Genomic DNA, 25,657 nt, shown 5'->3' on the forward strand with positions numbered 1-25,657 from the left:
GGAACGGTGATCCCGTCCCTGATCGGATGGTAAGCCCTTTCGATTTCGAGGTATATGTTTGAGGAGGAATGCCCCGTTGGTTATGCAGGGGACAGGTTATCGCGACAGAATTAATATTGCCATCGACGGTCCGGCAGGCGCGGGCAAAAGCACGGTAGCGCGTATGGTAGCCAGCAGGCTGCAGTACATCTACGTGGATACCGGCGCCATGTACAGGGCAGTCACCTGGTTCATGCTGAACCAAGGGATTTCTCCGGAAAATCCCGAAAAAGTGCTTCAACATGCACAAAACATGGTGATTGAATTAAAACCGCATGAAAATGGTCAAATGGTTTGGCTGAACGGGGAAGACGTCACGCCATATATTCGTTCACATCAGGTTAGTGCAGTGGTATCCCAATATGCACGAATCGAAGGTTTGCGAATAAAGCTTGTCCGTTTACAGCAGCAAATGGCACTGGATAAGGGCGTTGTCATGGATGGACGCGACATCGGCACGACGGTTTTGCCGGATGCTGAGGTGAAGATTTTCATGACGGCCAGTGTCAAGGAACGTGCGCTCCGCCGCTTCCATGAGTTAAGTGATGAAGGCATAACGCTGGAACAATTGGAAAGAGATATCGCAGAACGCGACAGGCTGGACCAGGAACGTGAAGTGTCCCCGCTCCGATGCGCAGAGGATGCCATCATACTGGATACGACGCATATGGATATCAATCAGGTTGTCGAAGCGATTCTTTCATATTGCGAAACTTAATGGGGATGGGGAGAAATAGGCATGATTTACGTTTTTTGCAGAGCGGTGGTCCGCGGTTTGTTCGCTTTTCTCTACAGATTCGAATCTGTCGGCGTACATAACATACCTTCGGAAGGCGGCGTGCTAATCTGCAGCAATCACATTAGCGTACGAGATCCGATTTCTGTCGGCATTCACGTCAAGCGCCAGGTGAAGTTCATGGCCAAAGCCGAGCTGTTCAACATTCCGGTGTTCGGATGGCTGGTTCGTCAGCTTGGAGCCTTTCCGGTTAAGCGCGGCGGCGTAAGTAAAGATTCCATCAAAACAGCTCTTACGATCTTGCGTTCGGGCGAGATTATGGGAATCTTCCCTGAAGGCACGCGCAATTCGGATGCAACCGCGGCGAAACGTGGCGCGGCAAGCTTCGCTCTCCGCAGTGGGGCAACGGTCGTACCGGCTGCCATTATTGGAGACTACAAGCCGTTCCGAAAGGTAAAAATCATCTACGGCGCACCCGTGGATCTGTCCCGGTTCGAAGGTGACAAGTCACCGGAGGCACTGGATGGGGCAACCGAATTGATCATGGCCAAGATTCACGAAATGCGGGCCAGCGGCAAACCAACCGAGAACTGATTTATTCGCTCCATGCATAAAAAGCATGGGAAGGTTGGAAAGATACTACAGCAATTATGTTTTGAACTTCGCGAATGCGAGTTTAAATAAATGGGGTTTGAATTGAGGAGGTTATTTGACATGTCGGAAGAAACAAGAAATCAAGAGGCTGCTGAAAACCAAGAGCAGCTGGACCAAATCGTATCCTTGAAAAAAGGGGACACCGTGAAAGGGACGATCGTCAAACTGGAGGACAACCAAGCTTACGTAAGCATTGGATATAAATATGACGGTGTAATTCCTGTTCGCGAACTGTCTTCTGTACAGCTTGATAATGCATCGGATGCGGTTCAGGTTGGCCAAGAGGTAGAGTGCAAGGTCGTTAGCATCAACGACGACAAGGAAAGCCTGGTTCTTTCCAAACGCGCGATCGACACCGAGAATTCTTGGGATGAGCTTGAGAAGCATTTTGCGGATCAGGACGTATTCGAAGTAACGGTGGCCGACGTGGTTAAAGGCGGACTCGTAGCCGATGTCGGCGCACGCGGCTTTATTCCTGCTTCCATGGTCGAGCGTCATTTCGTTGAAGACTTCAGCGACTACAAAGGCCGCACGCTTCGCGTAAAAGTGAAAGAGCTGGACCGCGAGAACAACAAAGTGATTCTTTCCCAGAAGGACGTTCTGGAAGAAGAGTTCGAAGCGAACAAACAAAAAGTGATGTCCGAGCTTCAAGACGGACAAGTGCTGGAAGGCACCGTGCAACGCCTCACGCAATTCGGCGCATTCGTTGACGTTGGCGGCGTGGACGGATTGGTTCACGTATCCGAGATCGCTTGGAGCCATGTTGACAAGCCATCCGATGTATTGTCCGAAGGCGATCAAGTGCGCGTGAAAGTGCTGAAAGTGGATCCTGAAAAAGGCAAAATCAGCCTCAGCATCAAAGCGGCTGCTCCCGGTCCTTGGGAAACAGCTGGCGAGCAATTCAACACGGGCGACATCGTAACGGGCGTCGTAAAACGTCTGGTTACCTTCGGAGCTTTCGTTGAATTGGCACCGGGCGTAGAAGGTTTGGTTCATATCTCCCAAATCTCCCACAAGCATATCGGTACTCCGCAAGAAGTACTGAAGGAAGGCCAAGAAGTTCAGGTTAAAGTACTTGACATCAACACTTCCGAGCAGCGTATCAGCCTGAGCATCAAAGAAACCGAAGAAGCGCCAGCTCAAGCTCCGCGAGCTGAAAAACCGTCCAAAGGTCCTAAAATCGACCTGAAAGACAACCCGAACGTTTCTTTGAACAACCAAGGCATGAGCGTTACGCTTGGCGAGCGTTTCGGCGATAAGCTGAGCAAATTCAAGTAAGCCCGGGAACAGTTTTGTTCGGTCTATTGACCTATCATAACGAAGTCGGCGAACCCAGAAATCTGGGTTCGCCATTTGTTTTTTTAGGGGACGAACGTTTACGGATGTTGTAACATGGGGTAGAGCATAATAGAAATGCAGATGAAAGGTTAGCCAATTGTAACGTTTTTTGCTATGATGATAATCGTAAGAATTGACAGGAGGAGTGACTATGGCAAGACCCGTAGTGGCTATCGTCGGAAGGCCTAACGTCGGTAAATCCACCATATTTAACCGATTGATCGGCGACAGATTAGCCATCGTTGAAGATAAACCGGGGATTACCCGTGACCGGATTTACGGCAGTGCCGAATGGAACGGTAAAGCGTTCAGTGTCATCGATACAGGCGGTATCGAAATCGACGGCGATGACATGATTTTGAAATCCATACGCATGCAAGCCGAGCTTGCGATTGAAGAAGCGGATGTCATCGTATTTATGTGCGATGCGAAGACGGGGGTTACCCAATCGGACGAGGAAGTTGCACAGATTCTGTTCCGTTCCGGTAAACCTGTCATACTCAGCGTAAACAAAGTGGATAATTTGAAGCGCGCTGATGATATCTATGAGTTCTATTCCCTCGGATTTGGCGATCCTGTCGGGATATCAGGCAGCCACGGCACAGGGATCGGCGATCTCTTGGACGTTGTCGTCGAGAACCTGCCGGAACTGGAAGACGACGAATATGACGAGGATGTTATTCGTGTCGCCTTGATCGGCAGACCGAATGTGGGCAAATCTTCTCTCGTCAATGCCATTCTGGGAGAAGAGCGCGTCATTGTCAGTGACGTTGCGGGCACGACCCGCGATGCGATCGATACGCCATTCGAGAAAGACGGGCAGCGGTACGTCCTCATCGATACGGCGGGCATGCGCAAACGCGGAAAAGTGTATGAAACCACCGAGAAATACAGCGTCATGCGGGCCATGCGGGCCATCGAGCGGGCGGATGTCGTTCTCGTGCTCATCAACGGGGAAGAAGGCATTATCGAGCAGGACAAGCATATCGCCGGTTATGCCTATGAGGCCGGTAAAGCGTCTTTATTTGTCGTCAACAAATGGGATATGGTCGAGAAAGACGACAAGACGATGCAGCAGTTCGAGAAAAAGATCCGGGACCATTTCCTGTTCATGACCTATGCGCCGGTTGTATTCTTGTCGGCCAAGACGAAGCAGCGGCTACAGAAGCTGCTCCCTGTCGTTAAACATGTGGCCGATCAGCATTCCCTTCGCGTGCAGACGCATCTGCTAAACGATGTCATATCCGATGCGATTGCGATCAACCCGCCTCCAACGGATAAGGGAAGAAGATTGCGCATTAACTATTCAACACAGGTGGCGGTCAAGCCGCCGACCATGGTCGTATTCGTCAACGATCCGGAATTGATGCACTTCTCATATGAGCGTTACCTTGAGAACAAGATTCGGGCCGCTTTTGACTTTGAAGGTACACCCATCAGGATATTTACTCGAAGAAAGTCTGATGAGAGTTAGGGGAGAATAGCTTGATTCTGGAGATCGTAGCGATTGTAGTTTGTTATTTACTTGGTTCGGTAAGCTTTAGCGTACTGCTTGCCAAAATCCTGAAAGGGATCGACATTCGTCAGCATGGCAGCGGGAACGCCGGGGCAACCAATACCCTTCGCGTCCTGGGAAAAGGACCTGCTATTCTGGTATTGGCTTTGGATGTAATTAAGGGCATCGCTGCGGTTTGGATCGGACGATGGCTCGGGGGAGACAATGCGTGGCTGCCGGGATTATGCGGCATTGCCGCCATCATCGGTCATAATTGGCCTCTTTACTTCCGCTTTCGAGGCGGCAAAGGAATTGCAACCGCCATTGGGGTGCTTGCTACGCTCTGCTTCATTCCAGCGCTTATAGCAGGCGTTATCGCCATTCTATCCATTGTTTTTACCCGTTATGTATCTTTGGGTTCCCTTATTTTTGTAGTGCTTACCCCTGTTTTCCTCTTGATCGCGGATTATTCCTGGCCGATCTTTTGGACAAGCTTGATCATATGCGTATTCGCCTTCTGGCGTCATCGCTCGAACATCGTGAAGCTTGTACAGGGACGTGAAAACAAGCTTGGTTCCGGAAAAGGAAAGGACAAAGGAGGGAAGCGCGTTGTCTGACAAAGTCGCTGTTCTGGTGGCAGGCAGTTGGGGAACCGCTTTGGCAAGTGTTCTCGCTTCGAATGATCTGGATGTTGTCGTCTGGACGAGAACGGAGGAACAGACCCGTGAAATTAACGAACTGCATACCAACAACCGTTATTTGCCCGGTGTGGAGTTATCTTCGAACATTCGCGCCACGACCGATATGGAAGAGGCGGTCTCTTCGGCTGCTGCTGTGGTTATCGTTGCACCATCGTCCGCGATGCGGGAGGTTTCGGGCCAGCTGAAGCAGTATTGGAGCGAAGATATGCTGGTGATTCACGCAACCAAAGGATTCGAGATTGAATCCCTGAAGCGGATGTCGACCGTCATATCCGAAGAGCTGGGCTGCGAGGAAGGTCGCGTAGTCGTACTATCAGGACCCAGCCATGCGGAGGAAGTGGTGAGACGCTGCCCTACAACGGTCGTTGTGGCATCCTTGGACGCCAAGGCCGCCGCCGCCGCCCAGGATCTGTTTATGAACACGTATTTCAGAGTGTACACGAACCGGGATATGATCGGCGTGGAATTGGCCGGAGCGCTGAAGAATATTATCGCTTTGGGCGCCGGCATGTCCGACGGATTGGGCTTCGGCGACAACGCCAAGGCGGCGCTTATTACGAGGGGATTGGCAGAAATTTTGCGAATCGGCATGGAGATGGGCGCGAATCCGCTGACGTTTGCCGGGCTTGCCGGGATCGGCGACCTCGTGGTTACCGCTACGAGCCAGCACAGCCGGAACTGGCGTGCAGGATCGATGCTTGGGCAGGGCAAGAAGCTTGATGAGGTTCTCGCATCCATGGGGATGGTGGTGGAAGGAATACGCACGACCAAAGCCGCGCATGCCATTTCCGAGAAATACGGGGTGCAGATGCCGATTGCCGACCAGCTGTACCATGTGTTGTTTAAAGACCGGAATCCCCGCGTCGCCGTGGAAGCCTTAATGGGCCGGGACCCCAAGACCGAGATGGAAATGATGCCGCTCGAGACTTGGGAGCAATGGCACACCTAGCTTATTCACCATTCCGAGGATTGACTCATATATTGGTGTGAGGATGTCGGAGGAGGGGTGGAAATGAGCAAAAGCTTTCACAAGGATGTACTGAATGCGATTAACAAGAAAAGCGGCAAGAAAATTTCTTCAGGGGCTGTCAATAAGCTGGCTAGCACGGTTAAGCCGTCTACTATGCAAAATGAAGCCCAGCTCCGCCAGCTGATCAAGCAGGTATCTGCTATGGCGAACATACCTGTCAGCGAGGACACGATTCAGGAAATTGTCGGAGCGGTGAAGAAGAGCGGCATGAATCCGAGCAATATGGAAGCCTTGATGAAAATGATGATGAACAAATAAGATATGCTGATCATGAACAAAAGACGCATCCTTTGCGGGAATGCGGCTTTTGTTCTTTTTTTCGCCATACTCAGGGTGAGGCACTATCATTTTCGTGATATAATAGGTTGAATAATTTGAAGAGAGATTGGAGAGTTTCGTGACATGGATCCGATGCAAAAGATGTGGCTGTCCCTTGTCGCATTATTGATTATGGCGCTGTCCGTCATCGTGGTTACGCTTGCGCGAAGCAAGACCAAAGGTTTTCTGCGCGGCACGCTATCGTTTGTGGCCTTTATGATGATGATTTTCGGTTTTATTATCGGACTGGCTTCCATCATTTAATATGGGAAGCCGCTTCCGGGATGATACGGTAAAGGGGTGCAGCATGACGCTGAATGATCTGCCGGAATTGGAGAAGGCGTTAGCTACCGCCATTCACAAACTGAATCAGGCGCCTGTCGCTTGGCTGCTGGGTGGAAGCTGCTGCTTGCTCCTTCAGGGCGTAGAATTAGGCAAGCCGCCGAGGGATATCGATATTTACGCCGATGCAGGGGGGATTCAGCCGCTGCATGAGACGCTGGCCCTTTTGGCAGTAGACGCTCCCCGGCTGGATCAGGAAGGGATATATTCTTCCATTCTGAGCCATTATGAATTAGAGAAAGTCCCGATTGAACTTGTAGGCGGATTTGAAGTGAATTCGGAGGGTTCCTCCTATCGCGTTGAAATCGATCAATTGCTCTATCCTGCAGCGCCAGCGCGTCACATACGGGACGTCACGGTACGGCTGATGCCGTTATCCCATGAACTGGTGTTTAATGTGCTTCGAGACAGACCGGATCGTTACGATGCCATTGCGGAGACGATGTTGAGGGATATGAACCAACATTTGCCGCTGCTTCAGCGGTTGTTAAGCCGAAATCGGTTGAGCGAGGAACATCGGATGGTATTGAAGCGATTAATCGGACTACAGCCATAGCACGGTAATCGAACCGGCAGCATGGAAGATCGGGTACATAAGAAAAGGAGCGGTTTACCGTTGGAGTACGAGGTATTATTTCTGCCGGATCAGAAGAAGGTCAAGGTTCGTCCGAACACGAATGTGCTGGATGCCTCGCGTCGTGCCGGTGTACGCATTCCGACCCGTTGCGGAGGCAAAGCAGGCTGTCTGATGTGCAAGATCCTGGTACCGGATGAGGAACGCGGACATTGCTCTGCTCCTGAGACCAAGGAAATCAGGAAGCTGGGAACGTCGATGATGGAACAAGGCTACCGGTTATCCTGCCAGACGAGGATTACAAGCCATTTGAAGGTGATAATCCCCGAAGATCCCCTTAAAGCCGCGATACGCAAGCAGCTGGAGGCAGCGAGGAACCGGGAGCCCGATGACTTTATTTAAAACGAAGGATGATGTTAGTTGAGTATGATCACTTGGATGACCCAAGCGGCTGACCGTACGAAGCGGATGTCTGCCGTCTTAGTCCTGGTGCTGTTTCCAATGTTGCTGACAGGTTGTCTATATCCTGACGAGAAGCTGCAGGAGAACAAGGTTTCCTATAGGGAAAGTGTCAAACGGATTCAGTCGGCCGTGGACGATTTTTATCAAGAGCAAGGAATTCTGCCGATCATTACGGCAGGCGCGGAAATTCCGAAGTATGAGAAATACCGGGTCGATTTGGATCAGCTGAAGGGCCGAGGATATATCGACCAAATTCCGGATACGGCTTTCGAGAAAGGCGGCAGCGGTTATTTTCTCATTATTAATGAGGAAACCGAACCGACCGTGAAGGTCATGGACTTAACAACGGCTCAGAAGGTGAATGACGTTCAGCGAGCCGTGAATCTGTACAAAATGGCGAATGACAACGCCCTTCCGGCAGGGGAAGCCCTCTACCCGGGTTATACGGCGGTGGATTTGTCGAAAACCGAGGCCAAATCCCTTAAGTTAATGAGTGTATACTCGGGCCAGGAAATGCCTTTTATGATGGATGAAGAGGGCACGGTGTACGCCGATTATGCCTTTGATATTATGCAGGCTATCCAGAAAAATGGCTCCGAGCCCAAAGAAGGAGAGGATTTACGGGTGTTTCTGGAGAAAGAATCCTATTATGTACCCGTTAAATCCGTACCCTATGCATGGAAGGACGGGCAGCCTGTGGCTCAGCCCCTATCCTAAACCCGTACCCGCCGATATCGGCGGGTATTTTTTTGGTCCCGCCTGGTTGCCGGTTTCTGCCTGAAGAATGAGGTACGGCAGCCATAAGGCGGGTCTACTTTTTTATCCTCGAGTCTCTTCTTGGATCGTTTTTTGGAATAGGGCTGAATCTCTTTGGAATATCTAGTAAAGTCCGCGCATATTCATAATCTGAAAGAGTAGTGCGGGCAAGAGCCGGTTGCCCACATCATGAGGCACTAGAAAGCGTCTGAAAGGCGTGACAGCGCGAAGACAGACCGTGCCCCGAGTGGTGGTTTTTCTTACGGTATTCGATTGCGTGTCTGGCAGTTGCAGGCATATTCGATATCTTAAAAAAAACTGGACGGACTTTAAGGGGCAACCGTCATATTTTTGAACCCGGTACATATGATGTTACTAGTCCAAATGCATGTACGAGTTACGCCGCTTTGCCGTTTCCATCCAAACTCATGGAATACCGGCGGCGGGATGCTGGCGACATTGTAAAGGCTGCTCATCTGTTGCAATGGCTTTGGCTATGAGTGGAACACGAAGCGGATGCTCTTAAAGCATTTTTCCTTCGGAGTAATTTGAGGAGGGGATCTCTTTTGGAAAAAGTGGACATTTTTAAGGACATTGCCGAACGGACCGGAGGGGACATTTACTTAGGTGTTGTCGGTGCCGTCCGTACGGGAAAATCAACGTTCATCAAGCGGTTTATGGAGACGGTTGTTCTCCCGAACATTACGAACGAGGCGGATCGAGTAAGAGCTGTCGATGAGCTGCCTCAAAGTGCTGCAGGGAAAACGATCATGACGACCGAGCCGAAATTCGTGCCGAACAACGCGGTACAAATCAAGGTTACGGATGGCCTTGAGGTCAACGTAAGATTGGTCGATTGTGTTGGTTATGCCGTTGAAGGCGCCAAGGGTTACGAGGACGAGAATGGCCCGAGAATGATCTCGACGCCATGGTTCGAAGAGCCGATTCCGTTCCAGGAAGCGGCTGAAATCGGAACCCGCAAAGTCATTCAGGAGCACTCCACGCTTGGCGTCGTTGTCACGACGGACGGAAGCATTGCGGAGATCCCGCGAAGCTCTTATGTTGAGGCCGAGGAGCGCGTCATCGAGGAACTGAAGGAAGTCGGCAAGCCGTTTGTTGTTGTCATTAACTCGACGCGTCCCCGCAGCGAAGAAGCCCTTCAGCTGCGCAATGAGCTGGCAGAGAAATACGATATTCCGGTCATGACGCTGAGTGCGGCTACCATGACCGATGATGACGTGACCGGTGTGCTTCGTGAGGTATTGTATGAGTTCCCGGTGCATGAAGTGAATGTCAATCTGCCTAGCTGGGTTATGGTGCTTAACGAGAACCACTGGCTCCGCAGCAACTATGAAAACTCGGTGAGAGATACCGTGAAAGATATCCGCCGTCTGCGTGACGTGGATCGTGTGGTTAGCCAGTTCATGGAATATGATTTCATCAACCACGCCGGACTCAGCGGCATGAATATGGGTCAGGGCGTTGCCGAGATCGACCTCTTCGCGCCTGACGAACTGTATGACCGGATCTTGATGGAGGTCGTGGGTGTCGAGATCCGAGGCAAGGATCATCTGCTGCAGCTGATGCAGGAGTTCTCCCATGCCAAACGGGAATACGACCGCTTCGCCGAAGCGCTTGAGATGGTCAAAACGACGGGGTACGGCATCGCCGCTCCTTCCCTGGCCGAGATGGCGCTTGATGAGCCTGAGCTCATCCGTCAAGGCACCCGCTTCGGAGTAAGATTGAAAGCGACCGCGCCATCCATTCATATGATTCGGGTGGACGTGGAATCCGAGTTCTCGCCGATCATCGGCACGGAGAAGCAGAGCGAGGAGCTTGTGCGCTACCTGATGCAGGACTTCGAGAACGATCCGATCAAAATTTGGGAATCCGACATATTCGGACGCTCGCTGCACTCGATCGTCCGTGAAGGAATCCAAGGAAAAATCGCGATGATGCCAGACAATGCCAGATACAAATTGCAGGAAACCTTGGGTCGCATCATTAACGAAGGCTCCGGCGGTTTGATCGCAATCATTCTTTAAGTGGGCGCCGAAAAGGAGTTGAAAATGCAGTCGCTAACGGGTCAAAAGTCCCGATTAGCGGCTGTTTTTCATGTTTTCTTTGGCCCAGCAAAGCAAAACGCTTGAAATTATGAGATGGCTGTATTACTATAAATTTGTTCCGCGTCATGCATTCTAAACGCGAGATAGGGGTAAAATACCCGATTGCACGTATAATTTGCGGTAAAACGGAAACAGTGAATAGCAAGTGGAGCACATTCCTTGTTAGGGAGGTGAAAGAATGAATAAATCGGATCTGATTACACAAGTAGCTGAATCTACTGAGCTTTCCAAGAAAGATGCAACTAAAGCGGTTGATGCCGTTTTCGATGCAATCTCCGAAGCATTGCAAAGTGGAGACAAGGTACAACTGGTCGGTTTTGGCAACTTCGAGGTTCGCGAGCGTTCCGCACGGAAAGGCCGCAACCCGCAAACAGGTGAAGAAATCGAAATCCCTGCGAGCAAAATTCCTGCATTTAAACCTGGTAAAGCGCTCAAAGACGGAATCAAATAAAGATTTCTACATATTACCTAAGAGCACAGGTCGTGAATTCGTTCACGGCCTTTTCTTTTAGGCTTACGGCGAGGAGGCCTGGAAAATGGAGAACGTTCAGAACGGCGATTATTTTATTGTCAAAGCGCTGGACCATGGCGTGCAGGTAATCGGTCTTACCCGCGGTCAGGATACCCGCTTTCATCATACCGAGAAGCTGGACAAAGGCGAAGTCATCATCGCCCAGTTCACGGATCATACGTCCGCGGTGAAAATACGCGGCAAAGCCGAGATCATGACCAAGCACGGGAAGATCGAATCCGGCATCTGAGGAAAAACATCATATAGAAAAAGCCCCGCCATTTTGGTGGGGCTTTTTTTGTATTCCGAGTTTATTCGCGCGGGATGTGTGTTAACAAATTGTTAAAGGCACTTGCCGCTTTATCGAACAATGGATATACTAGCGGGAATGGAATGAATAAAAATGCGAAAGGATGATTGCAGAAATCATGGCGAAACAATACAGAGACGGACAGTATATTGTGGTCCCTGAAAATCCGGTATCCATGTTTTTGTTCAACAGTACGCGCTCGGCGTGGATATGGCTGCTGGTTAGGCTCTATCTCGGTTACGCGTGGTTAACGTCGGGCTTGAAAAAGCTGACGGCCGAAGCCTGGACGGGAAGCGAAGCCGGAGCGGCCATTAAGGGCTTTGTCGGCGGCGCGCTGGCAAAGGCGGAAGAAGGAAAGGACGTCACCGGATGGTATGCTTCTTTCCTAGAGGGGTTTGTGCTTCCCAATGCCAAGCTGTTTGCCTATATGGTGGCCTTCGGCGAGGTACTGGTAGGACTCGGGCTGATTTTGGGTCTGCTGACCGGTATTGCCGCGTTTTTCGGCGGGTTAATGAATGCCAGCTTTTTATTCGCGGGCACGGTAAGCTCCAATCCGTTGTTGTTTATATTGGCGACTTGGCTGGTGCTGGCTTGGAAAGTCGCGGGCTGGTACGGCTTGGACCGCTGGGCGCTGCCGCTGCTGGGTACGCCTTGGAGCCGCAGGCGCAAGGATAAGGATATTCCGGAACAAGTTTGATCCTGTCCAAAAGTAACATTCGTCACTTTCATCACGCGTTTGTCAAGTACAATTCGAACAGACCGCGGCCATGAAATCCTTTAATCTGAAATCAGATCAATATGGATAAAGGATGATGGTCATGGGAATCCGTGCTTTTTTTAAACTGGTGGAAATACAGACGAAGGTTGCCAGCATGATCCCGTTCCTGTTCGGAACCTTGTATGCGCTGTTTCGTTTTCAACAGTTCAATGGGTATCATTTTGCCCTGATGCTCGCATCATTGCTGTCGTTTGATATGGCAACAACGGCGATCAATAATTATTACGATTACAAAAAAGCGATTAAAAAGAACGGCTTCGGTTACGAGCAGCATAATGCCATCGTACGTTATAACCTGAAAGAGCCGGCGGTTGTGTCCGTCATCGCTCTGCTGCTGCTGACGGCCGTCGGATCCGGCATAGCGCTGTTCCTGTCCACGGGCTGGTTAATTCTGCTGCTTGGCGGAATGTCCTTCGCCGTAGGGATATTATATTCGTTCGGACCGATTCCGATTTCGCGGATGCCGCTAGGCGAGCTGTTCTCCGGATTGTTCATGGGGTTTGTCATCATCTTCATCTCGGCTTGGATCCATGCTGAGGGCAGCCATCTGGCGGTTATGGATATTCAAGGGAGCGTCCTCTCCCTTCAGGTGAACCTTCCCGAGGTGCTGCTGCTGCTGGTCGTGTCATTGCCGGCCATTCTCGGGATTGCCAACATCATGCTGGCCAATAACATCTGCGACATGGATGAGGATTTGGAGAACAGACGGTATACGCTGCCGGTATATATCGGCTTCAAGCATTCGCTGAGACTGTTCCGGGTTCTGTACTGCCTTGCTTATCTGGACTTGGCGGCTCTTCTTCTGATGAAGGTGCACCCTGTGCTGGTTCTGCTGGTGTTCGTCACCATTGTCCCGGTATATAAAAAAGGTGCCGCATTTACCGCACATCCATCCAAAGAGAAAACCTTCGTGATCGCGGTGCAAAATTTCGTGGTCATGAATTTGGCCAGGATCGCGGCGCTGGCTGTGGCCGTGACAATGACCTCGCTTTCGCTTTTCTAACCGAATCCCGTTCGTTTTACGAGAAGCAGGCATAGCCTGCTTTTTTTCTTTATACAATGAGGTATGGACTTCAGAGGAGCGGAAGAAACTAGGAACAGAGGAGGTTTCGGTCATGAAGCATTGGCAATCCGTACAAGCGGTACTCTTGCCTGCGGCGATTGCATTCATCCTGCTTGGCCTGTTGATGGGGCTCCAATCGCAAGCTCGTTATAAGGTCGGCGCTGTACCCGCGGCGGTGCCTTATCACAGCCGCGAATTAAGCGATGCCGGCTTAGTGGATTCCCTGATGAGTCTACCTCTGAATCTGCAGATAAGCCGGGCGGACTATGAAGAAGGCGCTTTGACGCTGGATATCAAATTGAGCGATGCCACGGAGACGGCCTCCGAGGTTTATGAGGACATCGCCAGCATTATGTCCTATTCGTTCGATGGCACGGATAATGTGAGGCAGCTGTATCTCAGGGTGGTTGCCATCGATCGCTGGGGAGGAAAACGGTATATGCTGCTGGCCTCGAATATGAACAGGGAGGCATGGGATTCACGCTATGCGGAAGTCCTAACCCAGCTGGAGAACGAGGATGTGCCGCCTTCCGTCGCTGCTGCGTTGAACCTGACCTTTACGAATCTTTGGCCAAAGCAGTTCAGCGGCCCTGGAAAGGGGTAAAATAGTAGATGACAGGGCATGTACGTGCCCTGAACATGTGTTATAATAGATTGGATTGTGGGCTCAATTGGACAAAAGAACATCAAGTGCACGGAGGCTGAGAATGAAACCGTATCGCGTACCAGAACTGGCAGAGAAATATATAAACTATGATATGATTCAGAACCACACGGAACTTCCGGGTTTTCCGGATGCCCGTGTTCATTTGTTATACATATTTTTAATGGATTCGGGACGGAATATTGCCGGACACGAAGAATTATACGCGCTGGTTACCTCACTGGTTCAGGTGGGACTCGATACGCATGAAAGCATCGACGTTACGGAAGGCAATCAAGGAGAGGCAATGATGCGCTCCCGGCAGCTGAAAGTGCTCGCAGGGGATTACTTCAGCAGCCGTTTTTATCAGCTCCTGGCCCTGAAGGGCGAAATTGCCGTCATCTCGCTTCTGAGCAAAGCGGTTAGCGAAGTGAACGTGATGAAGATGAGATTATACGGCAAAATGAAAAAAAACCTGCTGCCTTCTGAAGAATATCTACAGCTAACGGTACAGCTGAATATGCAGCTGTTTCTTTCTTTTACTCCGCTGCTTGAGGTGTCCGTGCAAGAAACATGGGAGAAGCTGCTCAAGGAAATTACGGAATGTGAAACGCTTGTGCAGGAGATGGAACGCTGTGCGACGCCTGACATCGGCAGATGCGGCTACGCGTACTGGCATCTGATCGAGTCGGGAAGCGACGAGGAACGGAAAATGCTGGTGGGCAGAAAAACGGATATGAAGGATTGGCGGAAGCTGATTCTGAAGCATAAGGCTTCGGAGAAGCTGCTGGACAAGCTCCGGGAATCCGTCAGCGCCGTACAGCAGCTGCTGGGAGGCCGCGTGGGCGAGAGCCCGTACGCCGGTGTGCTGGACCCGTTTCTGAAACGGCTCAGCACATATCGGTCCGTCGTAAGTGAAGGGTAGGGGGATGCAGTGGATAATCAAACAACCAAGTTAGACGCAATCAAGCATGACGGCAAAAATCCGAAAGAGCAGTACGTCCATTCCGTCTTCGAAAGCATATCGGGCAAATACGACCTGATGAACGACATTCTCAGCTTTCGAAGACATAAAGCTTGGCGCAGGTATACGATGAAAAAGATGAACATGCGCCATGGCGATACGGCCATCGACCTATGCTGCGGAACTTGCGACTGGACGATTAGCATGGCCCAGGCAAGTGAATCCGGACACATAGTCGGACTCGACTTCAGTGAGGGGATGCTGAACGTCGGCCGGGAGAAGGTTGCCAAGCATGGACTCGAACCACAGATCGAGCTGGTTCAGGGAAACGCCATGAGCCTGCCGTTCGAAGATAACCAATTCGATTACGCGACGATTGGTTTCGGTCTTCGCAATGTGCCGGATTACATGCAGGTTCTGCGTGAGATGAAACGCGTGGTTAAGCCCGGCGGAATGGTGGTATGTCTCGAACTGTCCAAGCCGACTTGGCACTGATGAATCCCCTAATGATTTTGGTAAAAATCATTAAGTTAAGGTGGATACACATCTTGTCATATGATCAAATGGTTTCGCGAAAAATCAATAATCAGACAACAAGATGTGCGAACTCGATATTTTACACGACTCTCTTTACCAATTCTGCCCCGAATTACACTTAAAACGACTCAACAGCTTAACGTTGGCTTGCCACGCATTACTTGACTGTAAAACTCTCACTCTTACCGAACTTGGCCGTAACCTGCCAACCAAAGCGAGAACAAAACATAACATCAAACGAATCGACCGATTGTTAGGTAATCGTCACCTCCACAAAGAGCGACTCGCTGTATACCGTTGGCATGCTAGCTTTATCTGTTCGGGCAATACGATGCCCATTGTACTTGTTGACTGGTCTGATATTCGTGAGCAAAAACGACTTATGGTATTGCGAGCTTCAGTCGCACTACACGGTCGTTCTGTTACTCTTTATGAGAAAGCGTTCCCGCTTTCAGAGCAATGTTCAAAGAAAGCTCATGACCAATTTCTAGCCGACCTTGCGAGCATTCTACCGAGTAACACCACACCGCTCATTGTCAGTGATGCTGGCTTTAAAGTGCCATGGTATAAATCCGTTGAGAAGCTGGGTTGGTACTGGTTAAGTCGAGTAAGAGGAAAAGTACAATATGCAGACCTAGGAGCGGAAAACTGGAAACCTATCAGCAACTTACATGATATGTCATCTAGTCACTCAAAGACTTTAGGCTATAAGAGGCTGACTAAAAGCAATCCAATCTCATGCCAAATTCTATTGTATAAATCTCGCTCTAAAGGCCGAAAAAATCAGCGCTCGACACGGACTCATTGTCACCACCCGTCACCTAAAATCTACTCAGCGTCGGCAAAGGAGCCATGGGTTCTAGCAACTAACTTACCTGTTGAAATTCGAACACCCAAACAACTTGTTAATATCTATTCGAAGCGAATGCAGATTGAAGAAACCTTCCGAGACTTGAAAAGTCCTGCCTACGGACTAGGCCTACGCCATAGCCGAACGAGCAGCTCAGAGCGTTTTGATATCATGCTGCTAATCGCCCTGATGCTTCAACTAACATGTTGGCTTGCGGGCGTTCATGCTCAGAAACAAGGTTGGGACAAGCACTTCCAGGCTAACACAGTCAGAAATCGAAACGTACTCTCAACAGTTCGCTTAGGCATGGAAGTTTTGCGGCATTCTGGCTACACAATAACAAGGGAAGACTTACTCGTGGCTGCAACCCTACTAGCTCAAAATTTATTCACACATGGTTACGCTTTGGGGAAATTATGAGGGGATCTCTCAGGACTTGGCAGCCGTTCAAAGGCATTTATTATTTTTATTTCCAACAAGTGCTGCCTCGGATGGGGAAACTGGTAGCCAAGCGTTATGAGCAGTATAAATGGCTGCCCGAATCGCTGGCTTTGTTTCCGGGACGAGAGGAGTTAGCCGAAGCTTTCCGTCAGACCGGACTTCAACAGGTTCAGGCCTTTCCCTTGACTGGTGGCATAGCAGCCTTACATATTGGGATCAAGGAGAATCTGGATGTTTAAGAAAATAGGAACTTATCTTGAAATGATTAAAGTGGAGCATACGCTGTTTGCTCTGCCTTTCGCTTTTATGGGGGCGATTCTAGGATCGGCCGTCGTGTTTGACCGATTACCGTCTTGGGGAGATATCGGCTGGATCTTTCTTGCCATGTTCGGTGCGCGAAGCGCAGCTTTCGGACTCAACCGGCTAACCGACCAACATATCGATGCCAAGAACCCCCGTACGGCTAATCGCGCCATTCCGGCAGGCCTGCTGAAGCCGCTGGAGGTCATCATATTTATTATTCTGTCTTTCGCCGTGTTTTTCTGGGCTACTTACATGCTGGACCCGTTTGCTTTCCGTTTGCTGCCTATCGCTATTTTCATGCTTATCATTTATTCCTTTACCAAACGGTTCACATGGCTTTGCCATCTGGTGCTCGGTCTTACAACGGCGCTTGCCCCGCTGGGCGGATGGGTTGCGGTAACCGGTCAAATCGACTGGAAGGCGATGGTGTTTTATATCGCGCTTGCGTTTTGGACGGGCGGATTTGATATCGTTTATGCATGCCAAGACGAGAAGTTTGATGCAAAAGAAAGGCTGTACTCGATTCCTTCCCGGTTCGGCCTGCACAAAGCGCTCTGGTTCGCTCGCGGGTTCCACGTCGTTACGGCTGTCGGTTTTATCGTTCTTTTCTTTGTAACGCCGGTGGGCTGGTGGTATTTGGCGGGCATGGTGATCGCTTGCGGAATTTTGTTCTATCAGCACTACATCTTGTCGCCAAATGATATGAGCCGCCTGCAAACCGCGTTCTTTACCATGAACAGTACGCTGAGCATCATTCTGTTCGTATTCACTCTCATTGATTTGGTGGTGCGTTATATCTGATGAAATCCATGCGCAGAAAGAGCTGGGTTGTCGGCATTACGGGGGCCAGCGGCAGCATATACGGGGTTCGTCTAACGGAGACCCTGCTCTCGCTGGGCTACGATGTGCAATTGATTATCTCTAATGCGGGCTGGCGCGTGCTGAAGGAGGAAATGGGCTTTCAGGCGGGCAACCGCGAGGAAGTGCTGGCCGAGAAATTCGGCGGTTTCGAGGGGAACGTGATATACCATCCGATCTCCGACATCGGAGCTACGATTGCCAGCGGCTCTTACCTGGTGGAAGGCATGATTATCATGCCATGCTCGATGGGCACGTTATCCTCAGTGGCGCACGGATCTTCCGATAACCTGATGGGCCGCGCCGCCGACGTCATGATGAAGGAGGGCCGTCCTCTGGTGCTTGTCCCGAGAGAAACGCCGCTGCATGCCATTCACCTGGAGAACATGCTGACGCTGGCCAAGCTTGGGGTCAAAATCATTCCGGCGATGCCAGCCTTCTATCATGGACCGAAAACGATTGATGATATCGTCCATTTTTTGGTCGGCAAGGTATTGGACAGCTTACGCATCGAACATGAATTGTACACCAGATGGGGTGACTAGCAACAACAATGGTTCAGGCATTAACCTGTGCTGCGATTTGATGAACGACAACAGGAAGGGTTACGCTTATATTTCAAGTTCGCATCAGAGCTTGGCCTGCTGAAATCGCAAGGTAGCGCCGGAGTTATGGAATGAGAATCTAAGCATACGGGTGAAGAGATGAAACGATTTGACATATTCGGAACATTAAAAAAAGATATGGACGTTATCGAGAGGGAGCTCTACCTCAGCGTCGAAGGCGACAGTCCCGAGCTGACAGAGACTTCCCTGCATCTGCTTAGAGCAGGCGGCAAGCGCCTCCGTCCCGTTTTTGTCCTGATGGGCGGCAAATTCGGCGACTATGACATTGATAAGCTGAAGCATGTGGCCGTGCCGCTGGAGCTGATCCACAGCGCTTCCCTCGTTCATGACGACGTGATTGACGATGCGGACACGCGGCGCGGCAAACCCACGGTGAAGGCCAAGTGGGACAACCGGATCGCCATGTATACCGGCGATTATATTTATGGCAAGGCGCTCCAGTTGACGACTCACCTGAAACAGCCTGAAATTCATCAGATTCTGGCCAAGGCCATGGTTGAGATGTCCATTGGCGAAATGGAGCAGATACGTGATTTCTTTAATACCGAACAGGACGTCAGAAGATATCTTCTCCGCATTCGCCGCAAGACGTCGCTCCTGATTGCCGTCAGCTGCCAGCTCGGCGCGTTGGCTGCGGATGCGGACCGGAAGGTGGCCAACAGCCTGTATCGATTCGGATATAATGTCGGCATGGCATTTCAGATTCAGGACGATCTCCTGGATCTGTGCGGGACGGAGAAGCAGATTGGCAAGCCCCCGGGGAGCGATATGAGACAGGGAAACATTACGCTGCCCGTCATTTTCGCTCTCGAGGACAGCCAGCGGAGAGAGCCGCTGCTGCAGGAGTTGGAACGGATTCATGCACTAAATGGCCAGTGCGATGTATCGGGCGCCGTAAAGCTTGTAACCTCAAGCGAAGGCATATCGAGATCCGAGGCGCTGGCTGATCGGTATATAGGTAAAGCATTGGCTGCTTTGGATACGCTGCCTGACATCAAGACCAAAAAACAGCTTAAAGATATTGCAAATTTTATTACAAAGCGGTCATATTAGCCTTACCCATGAGGTTGCTTTCTGTTAAAATACGGGTACAAACATGTAACATCACCTGAGCATGGAATGAAGGTTCGATTGTTCAATTACCTAGGATGAGGGGAAGCGTGATGAGGCCTATGGAACGTACTTTTTTAATGATTAAACCCGATGGTGTGCAGCGTGGGCTGATCGGCCGAATCGTCGGCCGTTTGGAGGATAAAGGATTCAAGCTGGTTGCGGGCAAGTTTATGCAGATTTCGGACGAGCTGGCCAAGCGCCATTATGCGGAACATGAAGGCAAGGATTTTTTCGATAATCTGGTAGGGTTCATCACGTCCGGACCGGTGTTTGCGATGGTTTGGGAAGGTGACGACATCATCGCTTTGTCTCGCCAAGTCATCGGCAAAACGAATGTGAAGGATGCGCTGCCAGGTACGATACGCGGGGATTTTTCAGCTCATACGCCGCATAATCTGATTCACGGATCGGATTCGCCTGAAAGCGCGCAGCGCGAGATCGCCAATTTTTTTGATGATCGGGAATTGGTTGAGTACAACAAGACGCTGTCCCCTTGGCTGTAAGCGAAGCGGGAAGCGGAATAATCTGATTAACAGGATGATACGATGACGGAACATGAACCAGTACTGGAGGATCCCGATTATATCGGCTTTGTTCGCAGCATCGAGCGAAGCACCGGGATCAACCTGGCCGATTACAAGGAAGCGCAGATGAAGCGAAGGCTGACGACGCTGCGCATGAAGAAGGGGTTTGAAACCTTTTCGGCCTTTTACGATGCGATGATGAAGGACAAGCCGCTCTTTCATGAGTTTTTGGATCGGATGACAATTAACGTCTCGGAGTTTTGGCGCAACCCGAACCGGTGGGAAGTGCTCCGGGACAAAATATTGCCGGAGCTGGCCAAGCAGAATCCTGGGGTGTTGAAGGTTTGGAGCGCTGCCTGCTCGACCGGCGAAGAGCCCTATACGCTTGCCATGATCCTGGCGGAACAAAACATGCTGGGCCGGGCGCGCATCATGGCGACCGATATTGATGACGGTGCGTTACATAAAGCGAAGGAAGGCCTGTATGTCGAGAGGTCACTCAAGGACGTCCCTTCCGGAGTAGCCGCCCGCTATTTTAAGGAAGAGGGCTCGCTGTATCGATTCAGCGAGAACTTGAAGAAGGAGGTCTCCTTCCACAAGCAGAATCTGCTCACGGACCGGTTCGAAGCCGGGCATGATCTGATTGTCTGCCGGAACGTGATGATTTATTTCACGGAAGGGGCCAAGCACAAGCTGTATCAGAAATTTGCCGCGAGCCTGAAGCCGGGCGGGTTTCTGTTTGTGGGCAGCACGGAACAGATCTTTAATCCGGGGCAGTACGGCCTGGAAAGCAACGAGACCTTTTTCTACCGTAAAATTCAATAGAGACGGCAGTCTTAACGCATAAAGCGCTTTTCAATCCGCAGGATGAGAGGCGCTTTTGCTCGTTTGTCGACATTCTTGTCAAAGCGTTAGACCTATACTATAATGAGCAGAAGATGTTCGCGGAGTTTAGCGGTTTAACGCTTAAAAGCCTAAAGGGGGAAAAGCATCATGAGCTTACGGTTTTTAACCGCTGGGGAGACGCACGGGCCTCAGCTGACAACTATAATCGAAGGGCTTCCAAGCAACTTAGAGCTTGATTTCGACGCACTGAACTTTCAGCTCCATCGTAGACAGAAGGGGTACGGCCGGGGACGCCGCATGCAGATCGAGAAGGATACCGCGCAAATCCTTGGCGGTGTGCGCCACGGCTATACAACCGGTGCGCCGCTCGCGCTGGTCGTCCAGAATAACGATTGGAAGCATTGGCAGAACATTATGAACGTAGAGCCGATTGAGGGCAATGACGAGGCGAAGAGACGGGTGCATCGTCCAAGACCGGGTCATGCCGACCTGAACGGCGGATTGAAGTACAACCTGAAGGATCTGCGTAACGTGCTGGAACGATCCAGTGCCCGTGAAACCACGGTCCGCGTTGCCGTTGGCGCTATCGCCAGACAATTCCTGGCGCAGTTTGGCGTCAAAGTGGCTGGCCAGGTCATCCGGATCGGCGAAATCGAGGCTCCCCCGCACAATCTTTCGATCGATGAGCTGATCGAGCGTACGGAAGCTTCTTCGGTTCGCGTGGTGGACGAAGAGACCGAGAAGAAGATGGAAGCCTACATAGACGAGATTAAAAAAGAAGGCGACTCCATCGGCGGCATTGTGGAATGCATCATCGAAGGATTGCCCGTCGGATTGGGCAGCCATGTCCAATATGACCGCAAGCTGGATGGACGCATCGCGCAGGGCGTGATGTCGATTAACGCCTTTAAGGGCGTTGAGGTAGGCATCGGATTCGAAGCAGGCGAGCTGCGCGGCTCCCAAGTGCATGACGAGATTATGTACAGCGAGGAGCGCGGATACCACCGTGCGACCAACCGCCTGGGCGGATTCGAGGGCGGGATGACAAACGGCATGCCGATCGTCGTGCGAGGCGTCATGAAGCCGATTCCGACGCTGTACAAGCCGCTTCAAAGCGTGGATATCGACACGAAGGAAGCCTTTACGGCTCAGGTTGAACGCTCGGATGCCTGTGCGGTTCCGGCAGCCAGCGTCGTGATGGAGCACGTTGTGACCTGGGAGGTAGCTAAGGCGTTCCTTGAGAAGTTCGGCGGCGATTCGATGGAGGAAATCCATGCGAATTACCAAAACTACCTGAAACAGCTGGAGAACTACTGATATGAGGACATTACATGTGGAACTGGGAGAGCGTTCCTATCCGATTTATATCGGTGCGGGGATATTGAATACCCTCGGCGAGCTGAGCGCGAAACATGGCATAACCCGCAAGAGCCCGCATCTGATCGTAACGGATGATCAAGTGGCGCCTCACTATTTGGCGCAAGTGGAGGAGCAGCTGAAATCGGAAGGGTATACGGTCATATCCCATATCGTCCCTTCCGGCGAGTCCTCCAAATCGCTACAGGTCTATGAAGAGGTTATGACCACGGCCATCAACGGCAAGCTGGACCGCAGCTCGGCTGTCTTCGCGCTGGGCGGAGGCGTTGTGGGCGATTTGGCCGGATTCGTCGCGGCGACATACATGCGCGGCGTGACGTTTGTTCAGATCCCGACCACGATACTTGCCCATGACAGCAGCGTAGGCGGCAAAGTGGCGGTGAACCATCCTCTGGCCAAAAATATGATCGGCGCTTTTCATCAGCCCGTCATGGTGGTTTATGACGTGAATACACTGATGTCGCTGCCGGCGCGCGAGGTGTCTTCAGGCCTTGCGGAAATGGTGAAGCATGGCTTGATCCTGGACCGGGATTTTGCCTATTGGTGCCGGGAGAACGGCTCGAAGCTGCTGAGCCTGGAGCCGGAAGCTTTGATCTACGGCCTGGAGCGCGGCTGCGCGATCAAGGCGGACGTGGTATCCCAGGATGAGCGGGAAGGCGGCTTGCGCGCCATTCTTAATCTGGGGCATACCATTGGCCATGCCATCGAAGCCGTTGGCGGTTACGGCCGATTCTTGCACGGCGAGGCGATTGCTATCGGCATGGCGGGATCGGCCCGACTTGCTGAGAAGCTTGGCAGACCTGCGGATCTGCACGAAGAGACGGTGAGCATGCTGAAGGCGGTGAATCTGCCGGTAATCTTGCCGGATGACGTCTCGGTCGATCGCATCATGGATGCCATGCAGCATGATAAGAAGTTCGCCGAGGGGCAAATGGTATTTATCGTACCGGAATCCATCGGTTCCGTCAGCATCGTTAAGGATGTACCGGTAGAAGCTGTTCGATCCGTGGTCGAACAGTTGAAGGGAGAGGGATAGTTCATGATGAATCGGGGAATCCGGGGGGCGACAACCGTCACCCGCAACGATGAGCAGGAGATCGTACAGGAGACGCTGCGTCTGCTGGAAGAGATGGTGAGACGCAACGAGCTGCAGCCTGAATATATCAGCAACATATGGATTACGATGACGCAGGATTTGGACGCAACGTTCCCGGCCAAGGCGATACGCCAGCTGGAGGGCTGGGATCTCGTCCCTTTGATGTGTTCGGTTGAAATCCCCGTTCAGGGCAGTTTGCCGCGCTGCATCCGGTTTATGGTGCAGGTCAATACGGACAAAAGCCAGAGCGAGATCAAGCATGTGTATTTGAACGAAGCCAAGCGGCTGCGTCCGGATTTATCGGGCTCCAACGCTTGATATTGAAAATTAGGGTTGCGGTAACACGGCATTATCCTGTATAGTGATATCAGAATAGCTGAGTAGAGTTAGGTTTTACAGATGAGTTGAGTTGAGAAGAGCTGAGGCATTTTAGGGAGTAACATCATCGGGTTTTAGGATACACTTGATTTCATGATGAATCTTACGGCATGTTCGTACGGCCGGTTACAGGTCTATTTCTTGTATCCGTTCCATGGAACGTCAGCGCTGTAGGTTGTCAATGAACGGGTTGAATGTCCTTTGACCGCGCTCTTTTTTCATAGACTTATTCTGAACGTTAACCTCTACTTCGGTAGAGGTTTTTTTGTTGTTTACATTCATTAAGGAGGGATTGACATGGCGAATCCATCAATGGAGCAAGTGGTGGCAATGGCAGGTGAATACAACCTGATTCCGGTAGCGATCAGACTGTTAGCCGATATGGAAACCCCGATTCGCATTTTTCAGCGCTATGCGGAGCGGAAACGGGCATTTTTACTAGAGAGCGTTGAGGGCGGCGTACAGTGGGCACGGTATTCGTTCATCGGAACAGACCCCTTCTTAATGATCACGGGTAAAAAAGGCAAGATCGAGATTGAAAAGAACGGGGAACGTTCCTTGCTGGAAGGCAAGCCCGTCGAGGAGCTTAAAGCGCTGCTGCGTACGTACCGCAGCCCGCAGCTGAAGGAGATGCCTCCTTTTACCGGAGGGGCCATCGGATTTTTTGGATATGATCTGCTTCAATATTACGAGAAGCTGCCTGCACACGCGATGGATGATCTCGGGATGGATGATATCCGGTTCATGTTTTGCGATCAAGTCATTGTCTTCGACCACGTGAAGCAGCAGATCATGCTGGTCGGCAACGTGCACGTGAAACCTGGAGATTCGGACGACACCATCCGTCAGACCTATATGGATGTATGCCGTACCCTGGAAGCGGCGGCCGAACAGCTGCAGGATCAGGGGCCGCGGGAGAACGTGAACTCCAGAGGCATCCCGGCCGATGTCGACATGGGCGATATTAAATCCAACATGACCAAAGAGAAGTATCTCTCCAATGTGGAGCAAGCGAAGGAATATATTCGTGCAGGCGACATTTTTCAAGTTGTGTTGTCCCAGCGCTTCCATATCGAAACCGAAGTATCGCCGCTTCACGTCTACCGGGTGCTGAGGACGCTGAATCCTTCGCCGTACATGTATTATCTCAAAATGGACGACGACATTATCGTGGGAACGTCTCCTGAAGCCTTGGTGAAGGTGGATGGACGAAGGCTGGAAACAAGACCGATCGCGGGCACAAGGCCGAGGGGCAGCAACGAAGCCGAAGACCAGGCGCTGGCGGATGATCTGCTGCAGGACGAGAAGGAACGCGCGGAGCATTTGATGCTGGTGGATCTCGGCCGCAACGATCTGGGCCGCGTATCGGAGTTCGGCACGGTGAAATGCGATACGTTCATGGAGATTGAAAAATACTCCCACGTGATGCATATGGTATCCAGCGTATCCGGCCAGCTGAGCGAGAATAAAGATTTCTTTGATGCTTTTCTGTCCTGTCTGCCTGCAGGAACGGTATCCGGAGCTCCGAAGCTGCGGGCAATGGAGATCATTGCCGAATTGGAGCGGGAAGCAAGAGGCGCATATGCGGGCGCCATCGGTTATCTTGGCTTTGGAGGCAATATGGATTCCTGCATTACGATCCGTACGATCATTTTTCGCCAGGGCAAAGCTTATGTTCAGGCAGGGGCCGGTATCGTATGGGACTCGGTTCCCGAGAAGGAGTATGAGGAAACCGTTAATAAAGCCAAAGGGATGCTGAAGGCGATCCGCGTCGCGGAAGCGATGTTTCCGTCCAGCACGGGGGCCAACGACTTAATCAATCAGGATTATCTGTATCAATATACACCTTAACATGAAGGAGGAGATCG

The 25,657-nt window shown here is 51.2% G+C and carries 28 protein-coding genes and 2 pseudogenes; all 30 read left to right on the forward strand.

Features of this window, described 5'->3' with window-relative positions; all coding sequences use genetic code 11:
- Window positions 1-76 precede the first annotated feature (76 nt).
- The 30 genes and pseudogenes from cmk to trpE all read left to right on the forward strand — a co-directional run bounded on the left by cmk (window position 77) and on the right by trpE (window position 25,640).
- Window positions 77-757: a (d)CMP kinase gene (gene cmk, locus GYMC10_RS10910; RefSeq protein ID WP_015734516.1), complete on the forward strand. Its 681-nt coding sequence runs from the start codon at window positions 77-79 to the stop codon at window positions 755-757.
- Between the two features lie 21 nt (window positions 758-778).
- Window positions 779-1,369, forward strand: a complete 591-nt coding sequence (locus GYMC10_RS10915; protein WP_015734517.1) for a lysophospholipid acyltransferase family protein — start codon at window positions 779-781, stop codon at window positions 1,367-1,369.
- A 120-nt stretch (window positions 1,370-1,489) separates the two neighbouring features.
- Complete coding sequence (rpsA, locus tag GYMC10_RS10920; RefSeq protein ID WP_015734518.1) at window positions 1,490-2,707, forward strand: 30S ribosomal protein S1; 1,218 nt, start codon at window positions 1,490-1,492, stop codon at window positions 2,705-2,707.
- A 211-nt stretch (window positions 2,708-2,918) separates the two neighbouring features.
- Window positions 2,919-4,241 (forward strand): ribosome biogenesis GTPase Der, encoded by a 1,323-nt coding sequence (gene der, locus GYMC10_RS10925; RefSeq protein ID WP_009595099.1) that lies wholly within the window; start codon window positions 2,919-2,921, stop codon window positions 4,239-4,241.
- Window positions 4,242-4,252: 11 nt separating this feature from the next.
- Window positions 4,253-4,879 (forward strand): glycerol-3-phosphate 1-O-acyltransferase PlsY, encoded by a 627-nt coding sequence (gene plsY, locus GYMC10_RS10930; RefSeq protein ID WP_015734519.1) that lies wholly within the window; start codon window positions 4,253-4,255, stop codon window positions 4,877-4,879.
- Entirely contained in the window at window positions 4,872-5,912 is a 1,041-nt protein-coding gene (locus tag GYMC10_RS10935; protein WP_015734520.1) for an NAD(P)H-dependent glycerol-3-phosphate dehydrogenase, read from the forward strand. The genes plsY and GYMC10_RS10935 overlap by 8 nt, the downstream gene beginning before the upstream one ends.
- A gap of 63 nt (window positions 5,913-5,975) precedes the next feature.
- Window positions 5,976-6,251 (forward strand): stage VI sporulation protein F, encoded by a 276-nt coding sequence (locus tag GYMC10_RS10940; protein ID WP_009595189.1) that lies wholly within the window; start codon window positions 5,976-5,978, stop codon window positions 6,249-6,251.
- A gap of 144 nt (window positions 6,252-6,395) precedes the next feature.
- Entirely contained in the window at window positions 6,396-6,575 is a 180-nt protein-coding gene (locus tag GYMC10_RS10945; RefSeq protein ID WP_006209457.1) for a DUF2768 family protein, read from the forward strand.
- Window positions 6,576-6,618: 43 nt separating this feature from the next.
- Window positions 6,619-7,209 (forward strand): hypothetical protein, encoded by a 591-nt coding sequence (locus GYMC10_RS10950; protein ID WP_015734521.1) that lies wholly within the window; start codon window positions 6,619-6,621, stop codon window positions 7,207-7,209.
- Window positions 7,210-7,269: 60 nt separating this feature from the next.
- Window positions 7,270-7,629, forward strand: coding sequence for a 2Fe-2S iron-sulfur cluster-binding protein (locus GYMC10_RS10955; protein ID WP_015734522.1), 360 nt, complete (start codon window positions 7,270-7,272; stop codon window positions 7,627-7,629).
- 24 nt (window positions 7,630-7,653) lie between these two features.
- Entirely contained in the window at window positions 7,654-8,406 is a 753-nt protein-coding gene (locus tag GYMC10_RS10960) for a hypothetical protein (protein ID WP_085982511.1), read from the forward strand.
- Between the two features lie 605 nt (window positions 8,407-9,011).
- Complete coding sequence (spoIVA, locus tag GYMC10_RS10965; protein WP_009595160.1) at window positions 9,012-10,490, forward strand: stage IV sporulation protein A; 1,479 nt, start codon at window positions 9,012-9,014, stop codon at window positions 10,488-10,490.
- 259 nt (window positions 10,491-10,749) lie between these two features.
- On the forward strand, window positions 10,750-11,022 hold the full coding sequence (locus tag GYMC10_RS10970) for an HU family DNA-binding protein (RefSeq protein ID WP_006209463.1): 273 nt from the start codon (window positions 10,750-10,752) through the stop codon (window positions 11,020-11,022).
- Between the two features lie 85 nt (window positions 11,023-11,107).
- A complete protein-coding gene (mtrB, locus tag GYMC10_RS10975; RefSeq protein ID WP_009595134.1) occupies window positions 11,108-11,332 on the forward strand; it encodes a trp RNA-binding attenuation protein MtrB in 225 nt (74 codons plus the stop codon).
- Between the two features lie 178 nt (window positions 11,333-11,510).
- Window positions 11,511-12,089 carry a DoxX family membrane protein gene (locus GYMC10_RS10980; RefSeq protein WP_015734524.1) on the forward strand — a complete coding sequence of 193 codons (579 nt, stop codon included), beginning with the start codon at window positions 11,511-11,513 and terminating at the stop codon, window positions 12,087-12,089.
- A gap of 121 nt (window positions 12,090-12,210) precedes the next feature.
- Entirely contained in the window at window positions 12,211-13,173 is a 963-nt protein-coding gene (locus GYMC10_RS10985; protein WP_015734525.1) for a prenyltransferase, read from the forward strand.
- 112 nt (window positions 13,174-13,285) lie between these two features.
- Window positions 13,286-13,837 carry a hypothetical protein gene (locus GYMC10_RS10990; protein WP_015734526.1) on the forward strand — a complete coding sequence of 184 codons (552 nt, stop codon included), beginning with the start codon at window positions 13,286-13,288 and terminating at the stop codon, window positions 13,835-13,837.
- 103 nt (window positions 13,838-13,940) lie between these two features.
- Window positions 13,941-14,801: a heptaprenyl diphosphate synthase component 1 gene (locus tag GYMC10_RS10995; protein ID WP_015734527.1), complete on the forward strand. Its 861-nt coding sequence runs from the start codon at window positions 13,941-13,943 to the stop codon at window positions 14,799-14,801.
- Window positions 14,802-14,810: 9 nt separating this feature from the next.
- Window positions 14,811-15,329, forward strand: a pseudogene (locus GYMC10_RS11000) (demethylmenaquinone methyltransferase); the annotation flags it as partial.
- Between the two features lie 109 nt (window positions 15,330-15,438).
- A complete protein-coding gene (locus tag GYMC10_RS11005) occupies window positions 15,439-16,647 on the forward strand; it encodes an IS4-like element ISVsa5 family transposase (RefSeq protein ID WP_001339197.1) in 1,209 nt (402 codons plus the stop codon).
- A gap of 14 nt (window positions 16,648-16,661) precedes the next feature.
- Window positions 16,662-16,907 (forward strand): annotated as a pseudogene (locus GYMC10_RS11010) (class I SAM-dependent methyltransferase); the annotation flags it as partial.
- Window positions 16,900-17,772 carry a UbiA-like polyprenyltransferase gene (locus GYMC10_RS11015; protein ID WP_009595147.1) on the forward strand — a complete coding sequence of 291 codons (873 nt, stop codon included), beginning with the start codon at window positions 16,900-16,902 and terminating at the stop codon, window positions 17,770-17,772. The pseudogene GYMC10_RS11010 and the gene GYMC10_RS11015, both read left to right, overlap by 8 nt.
- Window positions 17,772-18,374, forward strand: a complete 603-nt coding sequence (locus GYMC10_RS11020) for a UbiX family flavin prenyltransferase (RefSeq protein WP_015734528.1) — start codon at window positions 17,772-17,774, stop codon at window positions 18,372-18,374. The genes GYMC10_RS11015 and GYMC10_RS11020 overlap by 1 nt, the downstream gene beginning before the upstream one ends.
- 159 nt (window positions 18,375-18,533) lie before the next feature.
- Window positions 18,534-19,508 carry a polyprenyl synthetase family protein gene (locus GYMC10_RS11025; protein WP_015734529.1) on the forward strand — a complete coding sequence of 325 codons (975 nt, stop codon included), beginning with the start codon at window positions 18,534-18,536 and terminating at the stop codon, window positions 19,506-19,508.
- Window positions 19,509-19,627: 119 nt separating this feature from the next.
- Window positions 19,628-20,071, forward strand: a complete 444-nt coding sequence (ndk, locus tag GYMC10_RS11030; RefSeq protein WP_009595207.1) for a nucleoside-diphosphate kinase — start codon at window positions 19,628-19,630, stop codon at window positions 20,069-20,071.
- Between the two features lie 42 nt (window positions 20,072-20,113).
- Window positions 20,114-20,917, forward strand: a complete 804-nt coding sequence (locus GYMC10_RS11035; protein WP_015734531.1) for a CheR family methyltransferase — start codon at window positions 20,114-20,116, stop codon at window positions 20,915-20,917.
- Window positions 20,918-21,085: 168 nt separating this feature from the next.
- Entirely contained in the window at window positions 21,086-22,255 is a 1,170-nt protein-coding gene (aroC, locus tag GYMC10_RS11040) for a chorismate synthase (RefSeq protein ID WP_015734532.1), read from the forward strand.
- Window position 22,256: 1 nt separating this feature from the next.
- Complete coding sequence (aroB, locus tag GYMC10_RS11045) at window positions 22,257-23,351, forward strand: 3-dehydroquinate synthase (RefSeq protein WP_015734533.1); 1,095 nt, start codon at window positions 22,257-22,259, stop codon at window positions 23,349-23,351.
- A 3-nt stretch (window positions 23,352-23,354) separates the two neighbouring features.
- Window positions 23,355-23,729, forward strand: coding sequence for a chorismate mutase (gene aroH / locus GYMC10_RS11050; protein WP_009595253.1), 375 nt, complete (start codon window positions 23,355-23,357; stop codon window positions 23,727-23,729).
- A 357-nt stretch (window positions 23,730-24,086) separates the two neighbouring features.
- Window positions 24,087-25,640, forward strand: a complete 1,554-nt coding sequence (trpE, locus tag GYMC10_RS11055; protein WP_015734534.1) for an anthranilate synthase component I — start codon at window positions 24,087-24,089, stop codon at window positions 25,638-25,640.
- Window positions 25,641-25,657 lie beyond the last annotated feature (17 nt).

Source organism: Paenibacillus sp. Y412MC10 (genome assembly GCF_000024685.1).
Taxonomy (GTDB): Bacteria; Bacillota; Bacilli; order Paenibacillales; family Paenibacillaceae; genus Paenibacillus_AQ; species Paenibacillus_AQ lautus_A.